Origin of the sequence: Roseateles subflavus (assembly GCF_030285365.1) — a bacterium.
Taxonomy (GTDB): Bacteria; Pseudomonadota; Gammaproteobacteria; order Burkholderiales; family Burkholderiaceae_C; genus Roseateles_B; species Roseateles_B subflavus.
Genome location: NZ_JASVDS010000001.1, coordinates 47,780 through 70,855 on the forward strand (window position 1 = coordinate 47,780; position 23,076 = coordinate 70,855).

The following is a 23,076-nucleotide window of genomic DNA, read 5'->3' on the forward strand; positions in this document are numbered from 1 at the left end:
TACGGCGGATGGCGTACATCGGGCCCCGGGCGCCGCTCAGAGCGCGGCCTGCGGATGCTGCTGGCGCAAGCGGCCGAGTGCCAGCGCGGCGGCCGCGGTGCGCGTCTCGACGCCCAGCTTGGCGTGGATACGCTCCAGGTGCTTCTTCACCGTGGCCGGGCTCGCACCGAGGATGTCCGCAATGTCGCGGTTGATCTTGCCCTGGGCGACCCAGAAGAGCACCTCGGCCTCGCGCTGCGTCAGGCGGAAGCTGCTGACGAGCGTCTGGATCAGCGCGGCGTCGGAGCGTTCCTGCATCACGAGCAGCCATTCGCTGGTGCCCTCCGCGCCGGCCGCCGGTTCGTCGCTGACGCACTGGTGGACACGCAGGGTCAGGCGTTGCCCGTCCGTGTCGAGGTGCAGGGGGTGCACGTCCTGGCCCTGGACGGCGGCCTGGGCCTGCAGCAGCAGCCACTGGCGCAGGCCCGGCGCCACGTGGTCCGCGCCGAGGGCGTCGTAGCGGGCCATCAGCGCCCGCGCCAGCGGCGTGGCCCACAGCAGGCGGCCGTCGGGCAGACGCACGGTGGCGCTGGCATAGCCGAAGGCATCGAGCGCGCGGCGGGCATGGCCCGCACCGCGGCTGGCCTGTGCGCCCCGCAGCTGCGCCTGCATGCGCGCGAGCACTTCGCGGGGCTTGAGGGGCTTGGTGACGTAGTCGCAGGCGCCGCACGCCAGCGCGGCCTCCAGATGCTCCGTCTCGGTGAGGCCCGTCATGAAGATGAGCGGGATGTCCTGCGTGGTCACCTGCGCCTTCAGCCGACGCGCCACCTCGAAGCCGTCCATGCCGGGCATCACGGCGTCCAGCAGGATGATGTCCGGCTGCCCGGCCTCGGCGCTGCGCAGGGCCTGCGCGCCGTCGAGCGCGACCAGCACCGTGTAGCCCCACTCCTCCAGCGCCTCGTGCAGCAGGGCGAGGTTGTCGGGCACGTCGTCCACGATGAGGACCAGCTCACCGCGGCGACGCGCCGACTCGACGACGGCCAGCGGCGCCGGGAGCGCGGGGGGTGAGTGGCTGCTCATGTCGCGGCGTGGCCGGTGGGGGTCAGGTCTTGCGGCATGGGCGCCTCCTGCAGCGTCTGGAGCTGCGCACGCAGCGCGGTCAGCTGCAGGCCGCTCGCCAGCGACTGCAGCCGGACCAGTGCGTCGGCCGGCCAGCAGGACGCCTGCCGCAGCGCGGCCAGGGCCTCCTGCACGCCGCGCACATAGCCCAGGTCCAGGGCCTGCTGCAGCGAGGCCAGCGCCTCGGCATGGCGGATCGCATCGGGCGCCGCGGCGGCGGGGGCGTCGTCGGCGGGCCGCGGCCCGTCGCCGGTCAGCGGGCGGGCCTGCAGCTGCCCGCCGAGCCAGGCGAGCAGCTCAGGGTGGCGCACGGGCTTGGTGAAGAAGGCCCCGGCAGGCACGCCAGGCGGACGCGGCTGGTCCTTCTCGAAGGCGTTGGCCGACACGATGGCGTGGGGCGGCAGCGGCGCCTCGCCCCACAGCGCCTGGGCGCGGCGCAGGGTCTCCCAGCCGTCGATGCCCGGCATGGCCAGGTCCACCAGCAGCACCGCGGGGCGCAGGCCGGTGGCGAGCAGATCCAGCGCGTCGTGGCCGTTGGCCGCCTCGCGCACGTCGAAGCCCATGGGTTCCAGCAGGTCGCGCAGCAGCTGGCGGTCGGCCGCCTCGTTGTCCACGAGCAGCACGAGCTGCCCGGCCCCCGAGACCGCGGGCGGCAGGGTCCAGGCGCCCGGATCCGTGGCCCCGTCCAGGGCCGCCCCGGCCTGCGGGCTCAGCGCCGGCAGATGCAGGCGCAGCGTGAAGGCCGCGCCGCCCTCGGGCCGGTTGGAGGCCCGCAGATCACCGCCCATCAGCTGCGCCAGCATGCGCGAGATCGTGAGCCCCAGGCCCGCGCCCGGCGCCTCGCTGCCGGCGCCACGATCGAAGGGCTCGAAGACGTGTTCCAGCGCATCGGCCGGCAGCCCCGGGCCGCTGTCCAGCACGCACAGGGTGGCCAGGTCGCGGCTGTGCTGCACCTGCAGGGTGACCTCGCCCTGCGCCGTGAACTTCACGGCATTGCCGAGCAGGTTCAGCAGCACCTGCCGCAAGCGGCGCGCATCCCCGCGCACCCACTCGGGCAGGACCGGCGGGCGGTAGTGGAAGGCCAGCCCGCGCGAAGCCGCCTGCAGCCGCACCATGTCGGCCACCTCGTCCAGCAGCAGGTCCAGGCGGAAGGGCTCGCGGGCCAGCACGAGGCGCCCGGCCTCGATGCGGGCGAGGTCCAGGCTGGCGTCGATCAGCGTGAGCAGGTGCTCGCCGCTGCGCCGGATGACCTGCACGGCCTGCCGTCGGCGTGGCGGCAGCTCCGCATCCTCACCCATCAGCTGCGCATAGCCCAGCAGGCTGTTGAGCGGGGTGCGCAGCTCGTGGCTCAGGCTGCTCACGTAGCGGCTCTTGGCCTGGTTGGCGGCCTCCGCCGCGGCGCGCGCCTCCTCGGCCTCCTGGCGCGCCTGCTGCAGCGCGGCGTCGGTGCGCTGGTGCGAGGCGATCTCCTGCATCAGGGCCTCGGTCTGGCGCTGCGACTCCTCGCGCGCCACCGTGCGGCTCTGCAGGGCCAGCACGCCCCACCACACCGCGATGCCCAGCACCAGGACCAGCAGCAGCCCCGCCTTGCTCAGCGTCGAGCGCAGCAGGGCCTCCAGCGTCCCGGCACGGTCCGCGTCCGCCGTGGCGACCCAGGCGGCCCACTCGTGCTGGTAGACCATCAGCAGCAGGCCGATCGCCAGCGGCAGCAGCAGGCTCATGGCCAGCAGCGCCTGCGCGGCGCCGTGCTGCAGCCAGGGCCAGGCGGCGCGGGGCAGCAGCGCCTGCCAGAAGGCGTGCCACTGCGCACTGAGCCGGGCCTGCGGCTTGCACAGGTCCCCGCAGCGCGCGTCCAGGGTGCAGCACAGGCTGCAGATCTGCCCCTGGTAGGCGGGGCACTGCGCCAGGTCCGGCGCCTCATAGCGCTGCGCGCAGATGACGCACACGCCCGGCCGCAGGCGCGCGTAGTCACCCTCGCCCGCCACCGGCGTCCGGGCCAGCTGGAAGCGCCCGCCCGTCCACCACGCGATCAGCGGCGCGCTCACCAGCGCGGTCAGCATGGCGATCACGGCCGACCACGCCTGCGCGAGCGGCCCGAACAGGCCCAGGTGCGCCGCCACCGACAGCAGCGAGGCCAGGCCCATCGCGCCCACGCCGACCGGGTTGATGTCCCAGAGGTAGGCGCGCTTGAACTCGATCCCCGGCGGCGACAGGCCCAGGGGCTTGTTGATGACGAGGTCCGCCACCACCGCCATCATCCAGGCGATGGCCACGTTGGCATAGAGACCCAGCACCGCGCCCAGCGCCTCGAACAGGTTCATCTCCATCAGCAGGAAGGCGATGCCCGTGTTGAACACCACCCACACCACGCGACCGGGATGGCTGTGCGTGAGGCGCGAGAAGAAGTTGCTCCAGGCGAGCGAGCCCGCATAGGCATTGGTGACGTTGATCTTGACCTGGCTGAGCACCACGAACAGCGCCGTGGCCGCCACCGCCCAGCCATAGCTCGGGCTGAAGGTCTCCCACAGGCCGAGGTACATCTGGTTCGGGTCCACCGCGCGATCGGGCGGCACCATGCGCGAGACGGCCAGCCAGGCGAGCAGCGCGCCGGCCAGCATCTTGGCCATGCCCAGCAGCACCCAGCCCGGGCCGCCGAGCAGCAGCGCGCCCCACCAGCGCCAGCCGCGCCCGCCACTGCGATCGGCCGCGGGCATGAAGCGCAGGTAGTCGGCCTGCTCGCCCATCTGCGTGATGAGGGCCACCCCCACCGTCAGTGCCGCACCAAAGCCGAGCGGGTCCCACCCGGCGCTGTGCGTGCGCGCGCCGGCGTGGTGCACGACGCCCGCAAAGAGTCCGTGCTGGTGCCCCAGCACCCACAGGAAGGGCCCGAGCAGGAGCAGCAGCCACAGCGCCTGCGTCCAGACCTGCAGCCGGCTGATCGCAGCAAAGCCGTGGGTGACGAGCGGCAGCACCACCAGCGCGCAGATCAGATAGCCCCAGCGCGGCGGGAGGTCGAAGGCGAGGTCCAGCGCGTAGGCCATCACCGCGGCCTCGAGCGCGAAGAAGATGAAGGTGAAGCAGGCGTAGATGAGCGAGGTCAGCGTCGAGCCCAGGTAGCCGAAGCCGGCCCCGCGCGTGAGCAGGTCCATGTCCACGCCATGGCGCGCCGCGTGGTAGCTGATGGGCAGGCCGGCCAGGAAGATGATGAGCCCGGCGGCGAGGATCGCGGTCCAGGCATTCGTCCAGCCGTACTGCAGCAGCAGCGTCGCGCCCACCGCCTCCAGGATCAGGAAGGAGGCCGCGCCGAAGGCCGTCTGCGCCACGCGGCCCAGGCTCCAGCGCCGTGCGCGCAGGGGGGTGTAGCGCAGGGCGTAGTCCTCCAGCGTCTCGCTGGCGACCCAGGCGTTGTAGTCCCGGCGGATCTTGATGACCCGCAGCCGCGCGCTCGCCGGCGGCGGCGAGGCGGCGGCGGGCAGGGACTCCGGCGGGGCGCTCATGGCCCGAGGGAATGCAGGTTCCGTACCCGGCGACATGGCACGGCCCTTGCGATGGTCCCCTCATCGACGCGCCACCTGCCCGCTGCCATGGAACTCTCGCCCCGCGACAAGGACAAGCTCCTGATCTTCACCGCCGCACTCCTGGCCGAGCGGCGCCGTGCGCGTGGCCTCAAGCTCAACTACCCCGAGGCCGTGGCCTTCCTCAGCGCCGCCGTGATGGAGGGCGCCCGCGACGGCCGCACCGTCGCCGAGCTGATGGCCGAGGGCCAGACCTGGCTGCGCCGCGAGGACGTCATGGAGGGCGTGCCCGAGATGATTCCCGACATCCAGGTCGAAGCCACCTTCCCGGACGGCACCAAGCTCGTGACCGTCCACCAGCCCATTGCCTGATGGCCCCGTCCGACCCTTCGCCGAGGACTCCCATGACCCACCGCCTGCGCCCCTTCCTGATCAGATCCGCCGTCGCCCTGACCGCCGCCCTGCCCTTGCTCGTGCAGGCGCACGGCACGGATGCCGCGCATGCCCATGGCGGGATGCAGAGCCTCGTCGCCGGGATCGTCCACCCCTTCACCGGCGCCGACCACCTGCTGGCCATGTTCAGCGTGGGCCTGTGGAGCGGCCTGTGCCTCGCCCGGCGCTGGCTGGCCCCGCTCGTGTTCGTGGCACTGCTGGTGCTGGGCGCGCTGACCGCCTCGTCGTCCTCCCTGCTCCTCGGCCTCCAGGAGCCCCTGATCGCCGCGAGCGTGCTGGCGCTGGGCCTGCTGGTGGCGCTGCGCTGGTCGTGGCCGCCCGCAGCGGTGGCGGCCCTGGTCGGCCTCTTTGCCTGGAGCCACGGCCTCGCGCACGGCCAGGAGCTGGGCGGCGCCCCGTTGGCCCTGCTGGGCATGGCCGCCGGGACCGCCCTGCTGCACGGCGCCGGTCTCATCCTGGGCGCCTGGCTGCGGGCGCGTCACCGCTGGGCCCCGCGCGTGCTGGGCGGCAGCATCGCCCTGACCGGCCTCGCGCTGACCGTCGGGACGCTCGCATGAGCGCGGGCGCCCTCATCCCCGGCGAGCTGCTGGCCGAGCCCGGCGAGCATGCGCTGAACCCCGGCCGTCGCACGCTGGCGCTCGTCGTGCACAACCGCGGCGACCGGCCCATCCAGGTCGGCTCGCACTACCACTTCGCCGAGACCAACGCCGCGCTGGACTTCGACCGCGCGGCCGCACGCGGCATGCGCCTGAACATCGCCTCGGGCCTGGCCATCCGCTTCGAGCCCGGCCAGCAGCGCACGGTGGAGCTGGTGGACTACGCCGGCGCCCGCGTGGTGCACGGCTTCCGCGGCCTCGTGGGAGGCGCGCTGTGAGCGCCCGCATCAGCCGTCAGGCCTATGCCGAGATGTACGGCCCCACCGTGGGCGACCGCCTGCGCCTGGCCGACACGGCCCTGGTCATCGAGGTGGAGCAAGACCTGACCCTGCGTGCCGGCGGCTATGGCGAGGAGGTCAAGTTCGGCGGCGGAAAGACCATCCGCGACGGCATGGCGCAGTCGCAGCGCTCGCGCGCCGAGGGCGCCGTGGACACGGTGCTCACCAATGCGCTGATCCTCGACCACTGGGGCATCGTGAAGGCCGACATCGGCCTCGTGGGCCACCGCATCGCCGCCATCGGCAAGGCCGGCAACCCCGACACGCAGCCCGGCGTGGACATCATCATCGGCCCCGGCACGGAGGTCATCGCCTGCGAGGGCATGATCGTCACCGCCGGCGGCGTGGACTCGCACATCCACTTCATCTGCCCGCAGCAGATCGAGGAGGCGCTCGCCAGTGGCATCACGACGATGCTCGGCGGCGGCACCGGCCCGGCCACGGGCACCTTCGCGACCACCTGCACGCCGGGCCCCTGGCACCTCGAGCGCATGCTGCAGGCCGCCGACGCCTTCCCCATGAACCTGGGCTTCCTCGGCAAGGGCAATGCCAGCCAGCCCGGCGCGCTGATGGAGCAGATCGAAGCCGGCGCCATCGGCCTGAAGCTGCACGAGGACTGGGGCACGACGCCCGCCGCCATCGACAACTGCCTGAATGTCGCCGAGGCCACGGACACGCAGGTGGCCATCCACACGGACACGCTCAACGAGAGCGGCTTCGTCGAGGACACCATCGCCGCCTTCAAGGGCCGCACGATCCACACCTTCCATACCGAGGGCGCCGGCGGCGGGCATGCGCCGGACATCCTGCGCGTGGTGGGCGAGTCCTATGTGCTGCCCTCCTCGACCAACCCGACGCGCCCCTACACGATCAACACGCTGGACGAGCACGTGGACATGCTGATGGTGTGCCACCACCTGGACCCGTCCATCGCCGAGGACCTGGCCTTCGCGGAGAGCCGCATCCGGCGCGAGACCATCGCGGCGGAGGACATCCTGCACGACCTCGGCGCGATCAGCATGTTCAGCTCGGACTCGCAGGCCATGGGCCGCGTGGGCGAGGTGATCCTGCGCTGCTGGCAGACCGCGCACAAGATGAAGCTGCAGCGCGGCCCGCTGAGCGGTGACAGCGAGCGCCACGACAACGCCCGCGTGAAGCGCTACGTCGCCAAGCTGGCGATCAACCCGGCCATCGCGCACGGCATCAGCCACGAGGTGGGATCGGTCGAGGTGGGCAAGTGGGCGGACCTCGTGCTGTGGAAGCCCGCCTTCTTCGGCGTGAAACCCAGCGCCGTGCTCAAGGGCGGCCTCATCGCCCTGGCGCAGATGGGCGACGCCAATGCCTCGATCCCCACGCCGCAGCCGGTGCACGCCCGGCCGATGTTCGGCAGCTTCGGCGGCGCGCTCTCGCGGGCCTCGCTGAGCTTCGTCTCGCAGGCCGCGCTGGCGAGCGACGTGGGCCGGCGCTACGGCCTGGCCAAGACGCCCGTGGCCGTGCGCGCCATCCGGGGGCGCGGCAAGGCGGACATGGTCCACAACGACTTCGCGCCGCACATGGAGGTCGATCCGCAGACCTACATCGTGCGGGCCAACGGCGAGCTGCTGAGCTGCGAGCCCGCCACCTCGCTGCCGCTGGCGCAGCGCTACTTCCTGTTCTGAACCGATGAGCGCCCCAGCCGTCCTTCCGACCGCCCCGATCACCGTGGACCGCGTCCTGACGCGCGGCGAGGGCCTGGCCGCCCCGCTGCTGCGCCGCGCCGCGCGGGTCTCCCTCGACTGGGACACCCGCCAGCGCAGCCGCTTCCAGGCCCGCGACCACCTTGGGCGCGCGCTCGCCGTCTTCCTGCCCCGGGGTCAGGTCGTGCGCGGCGGTGATGTGCTGGTGGCGCAGGACGGCAGCCTGATCGTCGTGGAGGCGGCCCCGGAGTCGCTGCTGCGCATCACCGTGCGCCCGGACGGCGGCCGCCCCTTCGACCTGCTGCGGGCGGCCTACCACCTGGGCAACCGCCATGTGCCGATGGAGCTGCAGGAGACCCTGCTGCAGATCGAGCCGGACCATGTGCTGGCCGAGATGCTGGTGGCGATGGGCCTGCACGTCACCGCCGTGGAGGCCGGCTTCGAGCCCGAGGGCGGCGCCTACGGCAGCGGCCATGGCGGTGGGCACGGGCACTCGCACGGGCACTCGCACGGACATTCACACGGCCATTCGCACGGCCATGGCCACGATCACCACGACCCGGCGCACGGGCCTCACGGCCATTCCCCCGGAGCCGCGGCATGAGCGGGACCGGCGCCGGCGACCGTGCCCTGCTGCGCCTGCTGTGCCTCGCCTCGCCGGCCCTGCCGGTGGGCGGCTTCTCCTACTCCGAGGGCCTGGAGGCTGCGGTGGAGGCAGGCGAGGTGCGCGACGAGGCAAGCGCACGCGACTGGCTGCTGGCGCAGTGCCGCCTGGGCCCCTGCCGTGCGGAACTGCCGCTCACGCTGCAGGCCTGGCGCGCCTGGGCACGGCAGGACGCCGGCGCTCTGCAAGCCCTGAACACCCACGCGAGCCTGACCCGCGAGAGCGCCGAGTTCCGGCTCCAGGGCGAGCAGATGGCCCATTCGCTGCTGCTGTGGCTGCGCGATGCGCCGCTGCGGGACCCCGCCCTGCCGGCCCTGCTCGGCGATGCCGTGCCGCAGCTCCCGCTCGTCTGGGGGCTCGCGCTGCATGACAGCGGGGCCGACGAGCGCGCGGGCATCCTCGCCGTCGCGATGGCCTGGACCGAGAACCAGGTGCAGGCCGCGATGAAGGCCGTGCCGCTCGGCCAGCGGGCCGGCCAGCGACTGCTTCAGGCCCTGTGCGACGCCCTCGCGGACACCATCGACGAACTGCTCGCCCGCGCCGACGCCCCGACGCCACCGACCGTCTTCACCCCGATGCTGGCCGTGCTGTCGGCCCGCCACGAACACCAATACTCCCGCCTCTTCCGATCATGAGCCGAGCCCTCCACCACATCCCCGGTCGTCGCAAGTCCCTGCCCCCGCTGCGCGTGGGCATCGGCGGCCCTGTCGGTTCCGGCAAGACGACCCTGCTGGAAATGCTGTGCAAGGCCATGCGCGAGCGCTGGGACCTCATCGCCATCACCAACGACATCTACACCAAGGAAGACCAGCGCCTGCTGACGCTCAGCGGCGCGCTGCCGCCCGAGCGCATCCTCGGCGTCGAGACCGGCGGCTGCCCGCACACGGCGATCCGCGAGGACGCGTCGATCAACCTCGAGGCCATCGACCGCATGCTCGCGCAGTTCCCGGAGGCGGACGTCGTGTTCATCGAGTCCGGCGGCGACAACCTGGCCGCCACCTTCAGCCCCGAGCTCTCGGACCTCACCATCTACGTGATCGACGTGGCGGCCGGCGAGAAGATCCCGCGCAAGGGCGGCCCGGGCATCACCAAGAGCGACCTCTTCGTGATCAACAAGACCGACCTCGCGCCGCACGTGGGCGCCGACCTCGCCGTGATGGAAGCGGACACCCGCCGCATGCGCCCCACCCGCCCCTTCGTGATGAGCAACCTCAAGACGCTGGCGGGCGTGGCGGACATCGTGCGCTTCATCGAGGAGCGCGGGATGCTGGTGCCGGGCGGCTGAGGTCCCGGGCGGGGCTCAAGGCCTCCCGGCCCCATGGCCCCATGGCCTCAGGGCGGCGGGTCGGCGGCGAGCGCGGCCCGCATGGCGTCGCGCTGCTCGGCGATGCGACGCAGCTTCTCCTCGCCCTTGGCGATGCCGTCGGGTGACAGCCCTTGCTCGCGCGCCTGGTCCAGCAGGCGGCGCAGCGCGGGCAGCTCGCGGTCGGCGGCCTCGACGAAGGCCTGTTGCACGGCCCGGTGCTCCTGCGCCTCCCGCGCCAGGTAGGCCGTGGGGTCATCCAGCTGCCAGCGCGGGACGATCGGTGCCTGGGGCGCGCGCACGAGAGGCGGCGCCCGCTCGTCGCCCATCACGCGGGTGTCCGCCAGATGCCAGTGCGCCGGCTCCGGGACCGGCGCCGAGGCGGCTCCGACGGCAGGCCCGAGGTCCGCGGCAGGTGCCGCGGCCAGGGCTTGCGGCTCGCGGGCCGACGCGGACGGGCTCGGCGCAGCCCGCGCGGGCGTTTCCTGGGCCAGCGGACGCGCGACCGCCGGGTCCGGCGAGGGCCAGCCGGCCAGCCAGGCCGCGCCCAGGCCCAGCAACAGCACCGCCAGAAGGGACAGCAGCGGCCAGACCCAGAGCCGGCGGGCGGTGACGGTCTCAGTCATGGGTGTGCCCTCCCCCGGCGGCCTCCAGCCCCAGCAGCGGGCTCAGCGAAGGCGCCGCCAGATCCGGCGCCCACTGCAGCTGCGCGCCGGCCAGCAGCCGCTCCTGACGCTCGCGCCAGGCGGCCTGTCGGCGCTGCTGCATCAGGGCCTGCGTCGCGCCGTAGCGCACCGTCTCGCTGGCGAGCGGCTGCAGGCGCTCCTCGCGGCGCTGCACCTGCACCCACTCCCAGCCCTGGGCCTGCACGCCCGGATGACGCAGGGCCGGGCTCGGCGCGCCGACCGGCGTCGCGGCCATCAGCGCCAGGGACCAGTCGTCGAGTGCCCGATCGCCTGATTCAGGCGTGGCCACCGGCGCTTCCTCGTCGGACCACTGCACCGCGCGCACGCTCAGCCCGGGCACGCGCAAGGCCTGCAGGGGCGCGAGCTCGGCCCGCTGCCGCAGCAGCGGCTCGACGGCGTCCCGGCAGGCGGCGTCGGCACAACGCGCCCGCCAGCCCTGGAGGTGGCTGAGGCGCCGGAACTCCTCAGGGTGCTCGCGCCAGTAGCGCTCCAGGTCCGCCTCGGTGAGGGCCGGGATGCTCAGGCGGCTGGCCGCATCGGCCTCCGCGCCTGCCGCCGCCCCGTGGGCGTCCCCGTCCAGCCCCTCCCACCGCAGCAGTGCCTGCCAGCGCACGCGGGCCCACAGGAGCTCCTGCAGCGCCTGGACGCCGTCCGCCTCCCAGCGGCCGGGCTGGGCCGCCCAGGCCCGTGTGAAGCGGTCCTGCAGCCAGCGACGCGCCTGCAGCCGGGCGAAGTCGCGATCGCCCCCGAGGATCTGCGTGCGCCCCTGGACATTGAGGGACGGCCAGACCTGGGCCAGCGTCACCTCGGCCGGCGTGCGGCACGCCGCGGTGTCGCACCAGCGCAGGAGCACGACCTGTGCGGCGCCCGGCGGCCCCGCCAAGGCCTGCGGAGCCGGCAGCAGCCGGGCGCCCGCCGCCCGCGGCAGGACGCGCTGCCAGGCGGTGGCCGACGCGGGCGCCGTCACGCGGGCCTGCTGCTGCCAGCGCGCCCAGTCCTGCGCCAAGGCCTCCGGCCAGCGCTGCCAGGCCATCGACTGCCACTGGCGCTCCACCATCGCCGCGGGGTCGAAGGCGACGCGGCGGGACGCGAAGAGTCGCTCGTCGCCCACGCGCCGGCGCGCGTCCTCGCCCAGCAGCCACTCCAGCGCCAGGCGCTGCAGCAGGTCCGGCAGCGCCACGTCCGGCCGTTCACGGCGGGCGAGCAGCAGCAGGTCCTCGGCCAGTCGGCGGGGAATGGGCTGGCCATCGACCCGCAAGGCCGCGGTGGTCGCTGTCGAGGCGAGCGCCCCGCCGGACAGCGACGCCAGCAGCGCCGCGCCGGCCAGCAGGAGTGCCCGCCAGGACTTCACGAGGCACTTCTCGACGCACTTCTCGATCACAGCCGCTCCGCCGCCCGGTTGAGCAGGTGCACGACCATCGCGATGGCATGCGGCACCACGATGCGGCCGACCGTGCGCCGGTCGTTGTGGTCCGTGCTGGACAGCACCACGCCGCCGCGGGCATACGAAAGCGCGCCGCCCTGGCGCAGCAGGGGGCGGATGTCGGTGGCGGTCGGCGCGAGCGGCGTGAAGCTGGCCAGCGCGGCGCCCACGAGCGCGTCGTCGTTGAGCGCCTCGCGGTCGTAGTAGTCCTTCACCCAGGTCTCCCAGCCGGTGTGGTTGAGCGCCGAGGTGGTCCAGGTGTGATGCGGCTGCAGCAGGTCCGTCGTGTGCATCACGAAGCCCAGCGTCTGCACGCTCGGACGCGCCAGGAACTGGCTCCACCAGTACTGGCCGAGGTTGTCGATGGGCTGGAAGGGGATCTTCTCGAAGTCGGCGTACTGCGAGGGGCTGGAGCTGCCGCCCTGGCGGTAGTTGCGCTCGGTGAGGCCGTAGCTGTCGTACTTGCTGCCGTCGCTGAACAGGCCCTTCATGCCGCCCTTGCCGTCGTCCAGGTGGTCGCCGACGAGCCAGGCCGCGGCGAGCTTGTCGATGTCGCCGGACACAGTGAGCTTGCTGTAGTTGTAGCCGCCATAGGGGTTGCCGTGCACGTCCGGACCCTGCGTGTGGTTCTGGAAGTGCCAGTACGACGTGTAGTTGACGAGGCCCTTGCCCAGGCCCCACACGGGCGCCAGCTGGCAGTCGCCGGTGATGGCGCCGCAGAGGTAGGTGTCGGCGAAGTCGTCGACGTCATAGGCGCCCTGGCCCAGCTGCTCGGCGAACTGCTCCAGCGTGTAGCCTGCGCGGGCCAGCCCGGCCTGCAGCTTCGCAAAGTTGGTGGTGCCGGCATGGCGCTGCATGTAGCGCACCGCATCGATGGCGATGCGCTTGTGCGTCTCCTGGTTGAAGGCCTGGGCGCCGCTGGCCAGGGTCAGGGCACCGACGAGGATCAGGGTGGCTTTCATGGGCATGGGGAGGCGGAAGTGGAAAGCCCGCATGCTCGCCATTGCATGTGACGATGCCTTGACCACCGGCCGGGACCTGCAAGAGCTGGCAGCGCCGCCCGGGGCATGGCGCCCGTCACGCGGGCGTCACAGGGGGGCGTGCGCCGTTCAGTCCCGAGGCCCGCGCACCTGCCGCAGCACCAGCATCGCCGCCAGCAGGGTCAGCACGGTGATCAGCGCCAGCATGATCCAGAAGCCGTGGCCATGGTCCGCCAGCGGGATGCCGCCCACGTTCATGCCCAGCAGACCCGAGACGAGGTTGATGGGCAGGGCCAGCACCGTGACGACCGTCAGCGTGAAGAGGCTGCGGTTGTTCTCCTCCGCCTGGCGCGCAGCGGTCTCGTCCTGCATGAGCTTGATGCGCTCCTGCAGCGCGGCGGCGTCGCGCAGCACGAGGGAGAACTCCTCGCTGGCGCGCTGCAGCTGGGCGCGGTCGTCGTCGGTCACCCAGCCCGGCGGGTGGCTCAGCATGCGAGCCAGCGCGCCGGGCTCGGGCGCGAGCAGGCGCTGCAGGCGCACCAGCACCCGGCGCAGGTGCGCGACCTCGGCCGCATGGCGCGCATGGCGGCCCTTGAGCAGCTCGTCCTCGATGTCGTCGATGCGGTCGGCCGTGCGACGCACGATGACCTGCAGCTCGTCGGCCTGGTCCTGCAGCAGGTGGTCCAGCAGCGCCACGGGCGAGCCGAGGCGCTCCCCGCGCTTCACGGCCATGCGCAGGCGGTCGATGGAACGCAGCGGCTGCCGGCGGGCCGTCAGCACGCAGCCCGGGCGCACATGGACCCACAAGGTGGCGATGTCGTCGGGGTCGAAGCTGAAGTCGAAGGTGACGTCGTTGACCACCGCGAACAGGGACTCGCCCAGTCGCTCGATGCGGGTGGCGCGCGAGCCCTGCTGCATAGCGCCGAGCAGGTCCTCGTCGAGGGCGCCGGCCCGGCGCAGCGTCTCGAGCGAACCGGCATGGCTCAGGTTGATGTGCAGCCAGACGAAGCCGGCCCCCTCGCCCGGCACCGGTGGCAGGCGCTCGTCCCCCAGGGCCTGCGCCACGCCCGTCGCATCGAAGCGGTAGGCGCAGATCACACCATGGGCATTGGCGCCGTAGGGAGCGCCCGGCCCCGGTTCCGGCGGCGACGGCATGGGGGATGGATGGGCGGCGGCAGGATCGGGCATGCGGGCAGGCTAGCAGCGCCCCGTGACGCGGCCATGACCCGCGGCCCGGCCGCCGGCCGCCCGCCGCCTCAGCCCAGCCAGGCCTTCGCGGCCGCCTGGTACAGCGGAATGCCCAGCAGCAGATTGAACGGGAATGTCACGCCCAGCGAGAGGCCGATGTAGACGGCCGGACGCGCTTCCGGCACCGCATGGCGCAGCACGGCCGGCACGGCGATGTAGGACGCGCTCGCCGCCAGCACGGCCAGCAGCGTGGCGTCGGCGACGGGCAGCTCGGTGAGGCTCGCCAGCAGCAGCGCCAGGGCCGCGTGCAGCAGCGGCATGCCCAGGGCATAGGCGAACAGCGAGGCCGGCAGGCCACGCAGGGCGGGCAGCTGCCGGGCCGTCAGCAGGCCCATGTCCAGCAGGAAGAAGGCGAGCAGGCCCTTGAAGATCTCGCCGGTGAAGGGCTTCATGGCGGCAGCGCCGGCGGGCCCCGTGATCCAGCCGATGGCCAGGGCGCCGAGCAGCAGCAGCGTGCCGCCCTCGGTCAGTGCCTCGCGCCAGTGCCCGCCGCCCGGGGCCGACGGCGCCTGGCCGCCCAGGGCCAGCGTGCCGCCACCGACGCTCACCGCCCCGCCCGCGGTGGCGCCGCGGGCCCGCTGGCTCAGCATCAGCGCCAGGATGATGGCCGGCGATTCCATCAGCGCCATGGCCGCCGCCATGTGCCCGCCGGCGGGCGTGCCCTGCACCTCGAGCAGGTGGTTGGCCGTGACGAAGGTGACGGCGCTGACGCTGCCGTAGGTGGCGGCCACGGCCAGGGCATCGAAGGGCGGCAGCCAGCGCCGCAGCAGAGGCAGGTCCAGCAGCGGCACCAGCACCGCCAGCAGCATGGCGCAGCCGAGACCGGCCACCACGGTGGTGCTCAGGCCCGTCTGGTGCAGGGCGAAGCCTCCCTTGAGCCCGAGGGCCATCAGCAGGTAGAGCGAGAGGAAGCGCGACAGCGGCGCCGGCACCTCCAGGTTGGATCGCAGCACCCCGGCGAGCAGGCCGAGGACGAAGAACAGCAGGGCGGGATCAAGCAGGGCATTCATGAGTCCGGAATGCTAGAGATTCCGGTCAATCATGGAAAATCAATTGTCCTGATGATTTCCATCGAGGTATGTCGATGCATGCCACCTTTCGCCAGCTGAAGCTGCTGCTGGCCCTGGCCGAGACCGGCTCCATCACCGGTGCGGCGCGCGCCTGCCACGTGACGCAGCCCACGGTCTCCATGCAGCTCAAGGAACTGGCCGACGCCGCCGGGATGCCGCTCTACGAGCAGTTCGGCAAGCGCCTCCAGCTGACGGAGGCGGGCGAGGCGGTGCTCGTCACCGCCCGCGCGCTGCAGGCCGAGTGGGAGGCCCTGGAGCAGCGCCTGGCCGGACTGCGCGGCCTGCAGCACGGGCGACTGCGCATCGCGCTGGCAAGCACCGCCAAGTATTTCGTGCCGCGCATGCTCGGCACCTTCTGCGCACAGCACCCGCAGGTGGACATCGCCCTGCAGGTGCTCAACCGCGACGGCGTGCTGCAGCGCATGCGCGCGCACCAGGACGATCTGTACGTCCTGTCCATCCCGCCCCGGGGCGTGCCCCATGAGCGGGCCCACCTGCTGGACAACCCGCTGGTGTTGATCGCCCCGCTGCAGCACCCGCTGGCCGGCCGCGCGCGCATCCGGCCCCCGCGGCTGCAGGACGAGCCCTTCATCCTGCGCGAGGCGGGTTCGGGCACGCGGCTCGCCGGGGACGCGCACTTCGAGCAGCTGGGCCTGAACCCGCGCGTGCGGCTGGAGCTCGGCAGCAACGAGGCCGTGAAGCAGTCTGTGGCGGCGGGCATGGGGTTGGGCCTGGTCTCGCGCCATGCCCTCGCGGCGGACCCGGCCAGCGAGGGCCTGGCCGTGCTGCGAGCCGACCACTTCCCGGTCCGTTCGGCCTGGTCCGTGATGTGGCTGCCGGGCCAGCGGCTGAGCCCCCTGGCCCAGGCCTTCCTGCACCATCTCCAGGGGCTCGCGGGGTCGTGGGAGACCCATTCCTGAGCGGCGGATGCCCGAGTGCCGGCACGGGCATCCGACCTGCCCTAGCATCCGCACCCTGTGCTGATGGAGGTCCTCATGCGTTCGCTGATCGCCGCTCTGTTGTTCCTGCCGGTCCTGGGCCTGGGGCCGACGTCCGTCGCCCACGCCGAGGATGCGCCGCTGCCCACCGTGGCGCAGGTGGACCTGACGCGCTACACCGGGCGCTGGTACGAGATCGCGCTGCTGCCCAACCGCTTCCAGCGCCAGTGCGTGGCGGACACGCAGGCGAACTACCGCCTAACGGGCGAGCGCATCGAGGTCATCAATCGCTGCCGCATGGCAGATGGGCGCATGGACGACATCCGCGGCCATGCCAAGGTGGTCCCGGACTCGGGCAACGCCCGGCTGCGCGTCACGTTCTTCTGGCCCTTCTACGGCGACTACTGGATCCTCGCGCTCGATGAGGGCTACACCGAGGTGCTGGTGGGCGCCCCCAACCGGCGCTACGCCTGGGTCCTGGCGCGCGAGCCCCAGTTGCCGGAGGCCCGGCTCAACGCCCTGCTGGACCGCGCCGCGGCGCTCGGTTTCGACCGCAGCGCCTTCCAGCGCACGCCGCAGTCGGCCGCCGGTGCCGCGCAGCCCTGAGGGGCGCCTGAGACCGCGACCTCAGGCCGGTTCGGCGGCGGCCACGGCCGAGCGATCCCCGACCGCGTCGAGGTAGTCCTGGATGCCGGGCCAGTGCGGCGGCGGCGTCACGCCCAGCAGCTGCGCGAAGGCCTGGCAGACCGCCTCCAGTGCGCCGATGCCCGGGCACAGATAGTCCATGAACAGGAACTGGCCCTGCTGGTTGACCTCGAGGAAGACCAGCTGTCCCTGCGCATCGACGATGAAGTCCAGGCAGCCGAAGCGCAGCCCGAGCGCCTGCATGAAGCGGCGGATGCGGGCCAGGTCCTCGGGGGCGAGCGCATGGGCCTGGGCCGGCACCGAGGCGCCGAGTGCGTACAGGCGCCAGTCCGTGGCGGTCAGCCGGTCCGCCTGGGAGTCGATCCGCACGCAGCGCACGTGATCGCCCGCGACGAGCACGCGCAGCTCGAACTGCTTGCGCAACGCCGGCTGGTAGATCGCCGGGCACAGCGACATGGCCTGCGTCTGGGCCAGCAGCTCGGGCGTCAGCACCGTGGTCGGCAGGCTGCGGCGGCCGGCGTCCACCGCCCAGTCCAGCGGTCGGAAGGCCTTGAAGATGAGCCCGCCGGCCTGCGCCTGTGCAAAGCGGCGGATGCGCTCGGGGTCGTTGCTGATGAGCGTGCCTGGCACGGTCAGGCCGCAGCGCTGCGCCAGGAGGAGCTGGGCCGGCTTGGAGCGGGCGCGCAGGCGGCTCGGGAGCGGATTCATCCAGACGGCCGACTCCGGCAGCGCGACGTCCAGCAGGTTGTAGAGGCCGGTGAGCACCTCGTCGGCCTCATGCCGCACGATGCTCGCGTCCTCGGGGTGGACGGCGGAGAGATCCGCCGCCGGGAAGGGCCGGCGCGCCCAGACGGCGCGCACCGAGCGCAGGTCCAGGCCTTCGCCCGGCAGGAGTTCGTCCAGCAGGGACTCCCCGGCCCCGCCCAGCGCCAGCGTCAAGGCGCGCCGCGAGGGGAAGCCGGCCGGATCGAACACCTGCACCGTGGCGCCCTGGCCCTGCAGGGCCCACTGGACGGCCTGGACGTGCACATCGCCACGGGAACCCAGAATCAGCAATGACATGGTGTGTCCTGACAGGAGCAGTTCGGATGCGAAGTTCAGAAGCGGCAGGGCCCGGCGCCTGGCCGGGCCCTGTCTGCGGATCAGGCCACCGGATCAATCGTCGTAGTCGGTGCCGTCACCACCACCCTGGCCGTAGACGCCCGGGTAGGTCACGCCCGGGGCCTTGCGCAGGCCGCCCGCCACTTGCTCCATCTCCGTCTCGGTCAGCACACGCGAGGCCACATAGGCCAGGATGCGGGTGGACTCCTCTTGCTTCATCTCGTTCTTGATGGTCATTGAGTTCTCCAGAAGTTGGCAGAAATCGACTGCCCGTCGAACTACACACCTAACCGGGTAGCTGGTGCGACGACCATTCTGCACATCGCCTTCCCGAGCGCCAGTTGGCGTTTCACCGCATGCGGAAGGTCATGGTGTGCCGCCGCGCGGCACAGGGCGGGATCCCTGTCTCAGGGCTTCAGATGCCCCAGCGGCACCCCGCCGCCGGCCTTCACCTCGCCCAGCGAGAAGCTGGTGTGCACATCCTTGACGTTGGGCAGGTTGAGCAGGGTGTCGATGGTGAAGCGGCTGAAGGCGTCGAGGTCCGTCGCGAGGACCTGCAGCTCGAAGGTGCCCGCGCCCGAGATGTAGTGGCACGAGGTGACCTCGGGCAGTTGCCGGATGGCCTCCTCCAGCACCTTGGTCGCGGAGGCGTTGTTGCGGTCGGCGTCCAGGCGCACGAAGGCCAGCACGCCCAGGCCCAGGCGGCGGCGGTCGAGCTCGGCGCGATAGCCGGTGATGTAGCCCTGTTCCTCCAGCCACTTCACCCGGCGCCAGGTGGGCGCGGTGGACAGCCCGATCCGGCTGGCCAACTCGGCATTGGACAGGCGGGCGTCCCGCTGCAGCTCCGCCAGGATGGCCACATGCCAGCGGTCCAGGCGGTCGCCCTGCGGATCCTCGAGCTCCTGCGCAGGCAGGCGGCCACGGGCGGCGAGGGAGGCGTTGGTCTTGGTCATGGCGCGGACAGGGGCTGACGACGGATGCCCCATCCTACTGGAGCCGGCGCCTCCCTCAGAGCGCGGCGGTGCCGTCCGGGATGCCGCTGGGCACCTGGCGGGCGAGCTCCAGCACCTGGCCGTCGCGCACCTGGACCACCCGCTGGGCGCCGGCGATGGTCTCGGGGCGGTGGGCAATGACCAGGCGGGTGAGCTTCATCTGGCTCAGCGCCGCCGTGACGGCTCGCTCGTTGGCCAGGTCCAGGTGGCTCGTGGCCTCGTCCAGGGCCAGCACGCGGGGCTGCTTGTAGATCGCGCGGGCCAGCAGCAGGCGCTGCTTCTGCCCGCCGGACAGACCCGAACCGAGGTCCCCCACCAGGGTCTGGTAGCCCATGGGCATGCGGCAGATGTCGTCGTGCAGCTGGGCCAGGGCCGCGCACTGCTGGATGCGCTCCATGTCCGGATGGCTGTCGAAGAAGCTGATGTTGTCGGCCAGGCTGCCGGTCAGCAGGGCGTCCTCCTGCATCACCGTGCCGATCTGGCGGCGGTAGTTCCGCACGCCCAGGTGGCGCACCGGCACGCCGCCGTAGAGCACCTCACCCTCCGTCGGGGGCAGCAGGCCCAGCATGATCTTGAGCAGGGTGGTCTTGCCCGCGCCGCTCGGCCCGGTGACGGCCACGTTCTCGCCCGCCTCGATCCGGAAGCTGGCGCCCCGGAGGATCCAGGGCTCGCCCTCGGCATAGCGGAAGGAGACGTTGCGCAACTCCAGCGACGGCGGCAGGTGGTCCAGCTCGCTGTGCGGCACGTCGTCCTGCTCGGGAGGTTCGAGGACGATGTCGGCCAGGCGCTCGCCGTGCAGCGAGAGCATCTTCAGCTCGACGGCATAGTCGATCAGCTTGGCCACCCGGCCCGTGAACTGCGTCTTGTAGCTGACGAAGGCGAACAGCATGCCCACGGTCAGCGAGACGGCGTGGCTCTGCTGGCCCTGCAGGATGGTGCGGGCCCCCAGCCACAGCACGGCCAGGTTCTCCAGGCCGAAGATCAGCGTGTTGGCCGTCTGGAAGGCCATGCTCATCTTGGCGGTGCGCACGTCGCGGTTCTGCACGTCCACGATCAGGTTCTGCCAGCGGGAGCGGCGCTCGTCCTCACGGGCATAGAGCTTCAGCGGCGTGATGGCGCGCAGCGTCTCGAGGAAGTGCGTGCTCTCCTTGGCCGCGATCACGAGGCGCTCGGCCGCCGCGTCCCGAAATGGGCGGTAGGACACCCAGCGCAGGGCACCATAGGCCAGCACGGCGACCACCACCACCGCCGCCAGCGGCACGGAATAGAGCAGCATCATGACCAGCGCGATGAGCGCCATGAGGCCGTCGAGCACCGCCTCAATCGCGGCGGTGGTGAGGCTGCGCTGGATGGCGTTGACCGCGCTGAAGCGGGAGGTGATGTCCCCCAGGTGCCGCTTCTCGAAGAAGCTGGTCGGCAGGCGGACCAGGTGCGCGAAGACGTTGGACTGCCACTGCAGCGCCAGCGTCTGGCTCAGCAGCACCACCATCCAGGAGCGGCCGAGGGACAGGGCGGACTGGATCAGCAGCAGCAGCCCGAAGCCGAGCACCAGCACGCCCAGCAGCTCGGCGTCGCCGCTGCTGAGCACCTCGTCCACCACGAGCTGGTTGAACAGTGGCGCGATGACGGCGAACACCTCCAGCACGACGGCCACGGCCAGGATCTGCAGCAGCGAGCGCTTGAGGCCGGTGACCTTGCCCGTCAGGGAGCCGAGCGACAGCCGCGGCGCCTGCTGCTCGGGCTTGAAGTCGGCGTTGGGCGTCAGCTCCAGGGCCACGCCGGTGAAGTGCGCCGACATCTCGGCCAGGCTCAGGCGGCGCTCGCCGATGGCCGGGTCCAGCACGGTGAAATGCCGGGCGCCGACCTTCTTGAGCACCACGAAATGGTTGAGGTCCCAATGCAGGATGGCCGGGAGGGTGAGCTGCCCGAGGTGGTCCAGCTCCAGCTTCAGCGGCCGGGCGGAGAAGCCCATCGAGCCGGCGTGGCTGATCATGCTAGCCAGCTTGGCGCCCTTGAGCGAGACGGGGAAGCGGCGGCGCAGGTCCCCGAGGTCCTGGCCCTGGCCGTGATGGCTGGCCACCATGGCCAGGCAGGCGAGGCCGCATTCGGCCGCTTCGGATTGCAGGAAGAGTTTCATCGCGCGGCCCCGGCTTTCGCAGGCGGGGAGCTGCCGTCATCCGGCGTGTTCACAAGGGGAGCGAGGCCGGACACGGCCAGGATGGGCTCCATCACCCACTCCCAGACCTTCTGGCGCTGCTGGAGGACGTCAGCGTCCAGGCTCATGCCGGGCTTGAGCGGCAGGCTGGCCCCGTAGGCCTGCATGTCCTGGCGGTCCAGCGCGACGCGGATCCGATACAGCGGCTCGCTGGCCTGCGCCGCGGCCTGCAGGGACTGGCTCTGCCCGGTGGGCAGCTCCTGGGCGGACAGCGGCGCCTGGCTGACGGCCACGACGCGGCCGCGCGCCATGCCGAACTTCTGGTAGGGGTAGGCGGCATAGCGCAGCCACACCTGCTGGCCGGGTTGCACGAAGCCGCTGGTGCGGCTGGGCGCGAAGAGCTGCGCCTCCAGAGCGTCGTCCGGCGCGCCGGCGGCGGACCGGGGTACGAGGCTCAGCAGCGCCTGCCCCTCCAGCACCGACTGCCCCGCATGCAGGGACAGCGTGGCCACGCGCCCATCCTGGGGCGCCTGCACCAGCACGGCCCCGCGCGCCTCGTTCTCGTTGGATTCCTGGGCCAGGCTCGCGACATTGCGATCAAGCAGCGCCAGCGCCGTGCGCAGACTGGTCTCGTTCGCGGCGAGGTCGGCGCGCACCGCCTGGGCATCGCGCTGCAGGGCCTGGAGATTGCGCTCGGCGCTGCGCTCGCGCATCTGCAGGTCCAGCAGCTCTTCCTGCTTCTGCTGGACCTGGGCCGTGGAGACATAGCCGCTGCGCGCGAGCTCGTTGAAGCGGTCGAGACTCTTCTGCGCGAGCTGGGCGCGCTGGTGGCTGGAGTCGAGCTCGCCCTGCGCCTGACGCTCCTCGGCCTGCAGGCTGCGCAGGCGGTCGTTCAGGGCATCGGTGCGCTGGCGGGCCTGCTGCTGCTGCAGGAGGCGTTCGGTGTCGAGGCTCTGGCGGCGCTGCGCCAGGGCCTGGGCATTGAGCAGGGCGACGTCCCCCTGGGCCAGGCGGCGCTCGGTGCGGATCTTCAGCAGCGGCTGGCCGGCGCGGACCTCCTCGCCCTCCTTCACCAGCAGCTCGGCCACGGAGCCGGCCTGCGGCGCGGTGATGCCGATCAGCCCGCCCGTGGGCAGCAGCACGCCCGACACGCGGGCCTTGCGGCTCACCTGGCCGAGCAGGGCGAAGGCCACCAGCCCGGCCAGCAGGACGAGGGCAATGCCGGTCATCCAGGCGAAGCTGGGAGGACGTCCGATGCGGATGCCGCCCAGCCACTGGACGGACCGGGCCTGCATCACTTCGGGTCGGAATAGGGTGTCACGCACGGTGCGATGGCCTTGCTGTGGAGGACCGCGCGTGCCAGGGGCCGGGAGCCGGCCTTGGCCACGCGCGGGCGCTGAGATTGTCTGGCCCAAAGGCGCGGTGGGGCATCCGGAATACCCGGGGCCCTGCGCGGCCGGTCGCGGCGAAGCTCATGAGCCCTCAGCTCTCCAGCGCCCGGATGCAGGCCACCTTGCCCTGGTGCTTGCCCTCGTAGGAGCGCACCATGCCGTCGCACAGCAGGTTGCTTTCCGCCACGGAGACGCCCCAGACGATCATCCGGATCTCGCGCTCGACGCGCGCGCCGCGGCTCATGCTGAGGTAGGTGACGTTCGTCGGCAGGTCATCGAACAGCGCCAGCTGACGGGGCGTGAGCTGGCGGGTGCAGTCGGCGGACTTGACGGTCATCGGCACGGAGACCTTGCCGAAGAGCTGCTGCAGCTGGTTCCGGTCCTTCTCGCATTCCCCGTAGCTGGCCGTCTTGACGAAGACCACCTGCTCGAGGGTGCGGCCCTGGATCACCATGTCGACGTGCATTTCGGCGTAGACCGGGTCCTTGATGACCGCCGGCCCGCCCGGCTGGAAGCGGTCCCAGGCGAACTTGCCGGCGGCGAGCACCGCCAGCAGGCCGAGCACCTGCACGACGGTCATGTGTCTGATGGCACCAATCATGGCTTTCCTCCTCTGGATCGTTCTTGTGGATATCGCGCCGGCCTCGCAGGTCGCGGGCAGACGGCCCGCACTATGCCACCGACGAAAAAAAAGACCCGGCCCATCATGGGCCGGGCCTTCTTCACTTCTCCCCGAGCAGTGCCAGACGCACCGCGCGATCCTCGTTGCTTTCTCTTCAGCCGTGAGGGCCTCCCTGTGTCGGG

The 23,076-nt window shown here is 72.1% G+C and carries 22 protein-coding genes; 9 read left to right on the top strand and 13 right to left on the bottom strand.

Annotation, left to right across the window (positions count from 1 at the left end; translation table 11 throughout):
• Positions 1 to 36 precede the first annotated feature (36 nt).
• Together QRD43_RS00195 and QRD43_RS00200 are read right to left on the bottom strand one after the other, a co-directional pair.
• Positions 37 to 1,059 (bottom strand): response regulator, encoded by a 1,023-nt coding sequence (locus QRD43_RS00195; protein WP_285980446.1) that lies wholly within the window; start codon positions 1,057 to 1,059, stop codon positions 37 to 39.
• Positions 1,056 to 4,595 carry a hybrid sensor histidine kinase/response regulator gene (locus tag QRD43_RS00200; RefSeq protein ID WP_285980447.1) on the bottom strand — a complete coding sequence of 1,180 codons (3,540 nt, stop codon included), beginning with the start codon at positions 4,593 to 4,595 and terminating at the stop codon, positions 1,056 to 1,058. The genes QRD43_RS00195 and QRD43_RS00200 overlap by 4 nt, the downstream gene beginning before the upstream one ends.
• An 87-nt stretch (positions 4,596 to 4,682) precedes the next feature.
• Between QRD43_RS00200 and QRD43_RS00205 the strand changes: the two genes are divergently transcribed.
• Genes QRD43_RS00205 through ureG form a run of 7 tightly spaced genes read left to right on the top strand, consistent with a single transcriptional unit; the run spans position 4,683 to position 9,625 of the window.
• Positions 4,683 to 4,985 (top strand): urease subunit gamma, encoded by a 303-nt coding sequence (locus QRD43_RS00205; RefSeq protein WP_285980448.1) that lies wholly within the window; start codon positions 4,683 to 4,685, stop codon positions 4,983 to 4,985.
• A gap of 32 nt (positions 4,986 to 5,017) precedes the next feature.
• Entirely contained in the window at positions 5,018 to 5,623 is a 606-nt protein-coding gene (locus tag QRD43_RS00210; protein WP_285980449.1) for a HupE/UreJ family protein, read from the top strand.
• The gene (locus tag QRD43_RS00215; protein ID WP_285980450.1) at positions 5,620 to 5,940 is read left to right on the top strand and encodes an urease subunit beta; all 321 of its coding nucleotides are present in this window, start codon (positions 5,620 to 5,622) and stop codon (positions 5,938 to 5,940) included. Before QRD43_RS00210 ends, QRD43_RS00215 begins: the two co-directional genes overlap by 4 nt.
• The gene (gene ureC / locus QRD43_RS00220; protein ID WP_285980451.1) at positions 5,937 to 7,658 is read left to right on the top strand and encodes an urease subunit alpha; all 1,722 of its coding nucleotides are present in this window, start codon (positions 5,937 to 5,939) and stop codon (positions 7,656 to 7,658) included. Before QRD43_RS00215 ends, ureC begins: the two co-directional genes overlap by 4 nt.
• A 4-nt stretch (positions 7,659 to 7,662) precedes the next feature.
• Positions 7,663 to 8,280, top strand: a complete 618-nt coding sequence (gene ureE, locus QRD43_RS00225; RefSeq protein ID WP_285980452.1) for an urease accessory protein UreE — start codon at positions 7,663 to 7,665, stop codon at positions 8,278 to 8,280.
• Positions 8,277 to 8,975, top strand: coding sequence for an urease accessory protein UreF (locus tag QRD43_RS00230; protein ID WP_285980453.1), 699 nt, complete (start codon positions 8,277 to 8,279; stop codon positions 8,973 to 8,975). The genes ureE and QRD43_RS00230 overlap by 4 nt, the downstream gene beginning before the upstream one ends.
• Positions 8,972 to 9,625 carry an urease accessory protein UreG gene (ureG, locus tag QRD43_RS00235; RefSeq protein ID WP_285980454.1) on the top strand — a complete coding sequence of 218 codons (654 nt, stop codon included), beginning with the start codon at positions 8,972 to 8,974 and terminating at the stop codon, positions 9,623 to 9,625. The genes QRD43_RS00230 and ureG overlap by 4 nt, the downstream gene beginning before the upstream one ends.
• Positions 9,626 to 9,672: 47 nt before the next feature.
• On the opposite strand, the gene QRD43_RS00240 is transcribed toward ureG, so the two are convergent.
• The 5 genes from QRD43_RS00240 to QRD43_RS00260 all read right to left on the bottom strand — a co-directional run bounded on the left by QRD43_RS00240 (position 9,673) and on the right by QRD43_RS00260 (position 14,990).
• On the bottom strand, positions 9,673 to 10,269 hold the full coding sequence (locus QRD43_RS00240; RefSeq protein WP_285980455.1) for a hypothetical protein: 597 nt from the start codon (positions 10,267 to 10,269) through the stop codon (positions 9,673 to 9,675).
• Positions 10,262 to 11,710, bottom strand: coding sequence for a hypothetical protein (locus QRD43_RS00245; protein ID WP_285980456.1), 1,449 nt, complete (start codon positions 11,708 to 11,710; stop codon positions 10,262 to 10,264). The genes QRD43_RS00240 and QRD43_RS00245 overlap by 8 nt, the downstream gene beginning before the upstream one ends.
• Entirely contained in the window at positions 11,707 to 12,714 is a 1,008-nt protein-coding gene (locus tag QRD43_RS00250) for a phospholipase C/P1 nuclease family protein (RefSeq protein WP_285980457.1), read from the bottom strand. The genes QRD43_RS00245 and QRD43_RS00250 overlap by 4 nt, the downstream gene beginning before the upstream one ends.
• Positions 12,715 to 12,861: 147 nt before the next feature.
• Positions 12,862 to 13,920 (bottom strand): transporter, encoded by a 1,059-nt coding sequence (locus QRD43_RS00255; RefSeq protein WP_285980458.1) that lies wholly within the window; start codon positions 13,918 to 13,920, stop codon positions 12,862 to 12,864.
• Positions 13,921 to 13,988: 68 nt separating this feature from the next.
• On the bottom strand, positions 13,989 to 14,990 hold the full coding sequence (locus tag QRD43_RS00260; RefSeq protein WP_285980459.1) for a sodium-dependent bicarbonate transport family permease: 1,002 nt from the start codon (positions 14,988 to 14,990) through the stop codon (positions 13,989 to 13,991).
• 74 nt (positions 14,991 to 15,064) lie between these two features.
• On the opposite strand from QRD43_RS00260, the gene QRD43_RS00265 reads away from it, so the two are divergent.
• Positions 15,065 to 15,970 carry a LysR family transcriptional regulator gene (locus tag QRD43_RS00265; RefSeq protein ID WP_285980460.1) on the top strand — a complete coding sequence of 302 codons (906 nt, stop codon included), beginning with the start codon at positions 15,065 to 15,067 and terminating at the stop codon, positions 15,968 to 15,970.
• 75 nt (positions 15,971 to 16,045) lie between these two features.
• Positions 16,046 to 16,594: a lipocalin family protein gene (locus QRD43_RS00270; RefSeq protein ID WP_285980461.1), complete on the top strand. Its 549-nt coding sequence runs from the start codon at positions 16,046 to 16,048 to the stop codon at positions 16,592 to 16,594.
• A 21-nt stretch (positions 16,595 to 16,615) separates the two neighbouring features.
• Here QRD43_RS00270 and QRD43_RS00275 read toward each other — a convergent pair whose 3' ends face one another.
• From QRD43_RS00275 to QRD43_RS00300, 6 genes are all read right to left on the bottom strand, one after another.
• A complete protein-coding gene (locus QRD43_RS00275) occupies positions 16,616 to 17,695 on the bottom strand; it encodes an MvdC/MvdD family ATP grasp protein (RefSeq protein WP_285980462.1) in 1,080 nt (359 codons plus the stop codon).
• A gap of 93 nt (positions 17,696 to 17,788) precedes the next feature.
• A complete protein-coding gene (locus QRD43_RS00280) occupies positions 17,789 to 17,971 on the bottom strand; it encodes a hypothetical protein (RefSeq protein ID WP_285980463.1) in 183 nt (60 codons plus the stop codon).
• Positions 17,972 to 18,141: 170 nt separating this feature from the next.
• Entirely contained in the window at positions 18,142 to 18,687 is a 546-nt protein-coding gene (locus tag QRD43_RS00285) for an Lrp/AsnC family transcriptional regulator (RefSeq protein WP_285980464.1), read from the bottom strand.
• Between the two features lie 55 nt (positions 18,688 to 18,742).
• Entirely contained in the window at positions 18,743 to 20,863 is a 2,121-nt protein-coding gene (locus tag QRD43_RS00290) for a peptidase domain-containing ABC transporter (RefSeq protein ID WP_285980465.1), read from the bottom strand.
• Positions 20,860 to 22,206: an HlyD family secretion protein gene (locus QRD43_RS00295; protein WP_285980466.1), complete on the bottom strand. Its 1,347-nt coding sequence runs from the start codon at positions 22,204 to 22,206 to the stop codon at positions 20,860 to 20,862. The genes QRD43_RS00290 and QRD43_RS00295 overlap by 4 nt, the downstream gene beginning before the upstream one ends.
• A gap of 157 nt (positions 22,207 to 22,363) precedes the next feature.
• A complete protein-coding gene (locus QRD43_RS00300; RefSeq protein ID WP_285980467.1) occupies positions 22,364 to 22,873 on the bottom strand; it encodes a hypothetical protein in 510 nt (169 codons plus the stop codon).
• Positions 22,874 to 23,076: the final 203 nt, after the last annotated feature.

What these genes read in the sequence shown, in the direction of transcription:
- QRD43_RS00195 (WP_285980446.1), bottom strand. Translation starts at nt 1,059, where the DNA reads ATGAGCAGCCACTCACCCCCCGCGCTCCCGGCGCCGCTGGCCGTCGTC.
- QRD43_RS00200 (WP_285980447.1), bottom strand. Translation starts at nt 4,595, where the DNA reads ATGAGCGCCCCGCCGGAGTCCCTGCCCGCCGCCGCCTCGCCGCCGCCG.
- QRD43_RS00205 (WP_285980448.1), top strand. Translation starts at nt 4,683, where the DNA reads ATGGAACTCTCGCCCCGCGACAAGGACAAGCTCCTGATCTTCACCGCC.
- QRD43_RS00210 (WP_285980449.1), top strand. Translation starts at nt 5,018, where the DNA reads ATGACCCACCGCCTGCGCCCCTTCCTGATCAGATCCGCCGTCGCCCTG.
- QRD43_RS00215 (WP_285980450.1), top strand. Translation starts at nt 5,620, where the DNA reads ATGAGCGCGGGCGCCCTCATCCCCGGCGAGCTGCTGGCCGAGCCCGGC.
- ureE (WP_285980452.1), top strand. Translation starts at nt 7,663, where the DNA reads ATGAGCGCCCCAGCCGTCCTTCCGACCGCCCCGATCACCGTGGACCGC.
- QRD43_RS00230 (WP_285980453.1), top strand. Translation starts at nt 8,277, where the DNA reads ATGAGCGGGACCGGCGCCGGCGACCGTGCCCTGCTGCGCCTGCTGTGC.
- ureG (WP_285980454.1), top strand. Translation starts at nt 8,972, where the DNA reads ATGAGCCGAGCCCTCCACCACATCCCCGGTCGTCGCAAGTCCCTGCCC.
- QRD43_RS00240 (WP_285980455.1), bottom strand. Translation starts at nt 10,269, where the DNA reads ATGACTGAGACCGTCACCGCCCGCCGGCTCTGGGTCTGGCCGCTGCTG.
- QRD43_RS00250 (WP_285980457.1), bottom strand. Translation starts at nt 12,714, where the DNA reads ATGAAAGCCACCCTGATCCTCGTCGGTGCCCTGACCCTGGCCAGCGGC.
- QRD43_RS00255 (WP_285980458.1), bottom strand. Translation starts at nt 13,920, where the DNA reads ATGCCCGATCCTGCCGCCGCCCATCCATCCCCCATGCCGTCGCCGCCG.
- QRD43_RS00260 (WP_285980459.1), bottom strand. Translation starts at nt 14,990, where the DNA reads ATGAATGCCCTGCTTGATCCCGCCCTGCTGTTCTTCGTCCTCGGCCTG.
- QRD43_RS00265 (WP_285980460.1), top strand. Translation starts at nt 15,065, where the DNA reads ATGCATGCCACCTTTCGCCAGCTGAAGCTGCTGCTGGCCCTGGCCGAG.
- QRD43_RS00270 (WP_285980461.1), top strand. Translation starts at nt 16,046, where the DNA reads ATGCGTTCGCTGATCGCCGCTCTGTTGTTCCTGCCGGTCCTGGGCCTG.
- QRD43_RS00275 (WP_285980462.1), bottom strand. Translation starts at nt 17,695, where the DNA reads ATGTCATTGCTGATTCTGGGTTCCCGTGGCGATGTGCACGTCCAGGCC.
- QRD43_RS00280 (WP_285980463.1), bottom strand. Translation starts at nt 17,971, where the DNA reads ATGACCATCAAGAACGAGATGAAGCAAGAGGAGTCCACCCGCATCCTG.
- QRD43_RS00285 (WP_285980464.1), bottom strand. Translation starts at nt 18,687, where the DNA reads ATGACCAAGACCAACGCCTCCCTCGCCGCCCGTGGCCGCCTGCCTGCG.
- QRD43_RS00290 (WP_285980465.1), bottom strand. Translation starts at nt 20,863, where the DNA reads ATGAAACTCTTCCTGCAATCCGAAGCGGCCGAATGCGGCCTCGCCTGC.
- QRD43_RS00300 (WP_285980467.1), bottom strand. Translation starts at nt 22,873, where the DNA reads ATGATTGGTGCCATCAGACACATGACCGTCGTGCAGGTGCTCGGCCTG.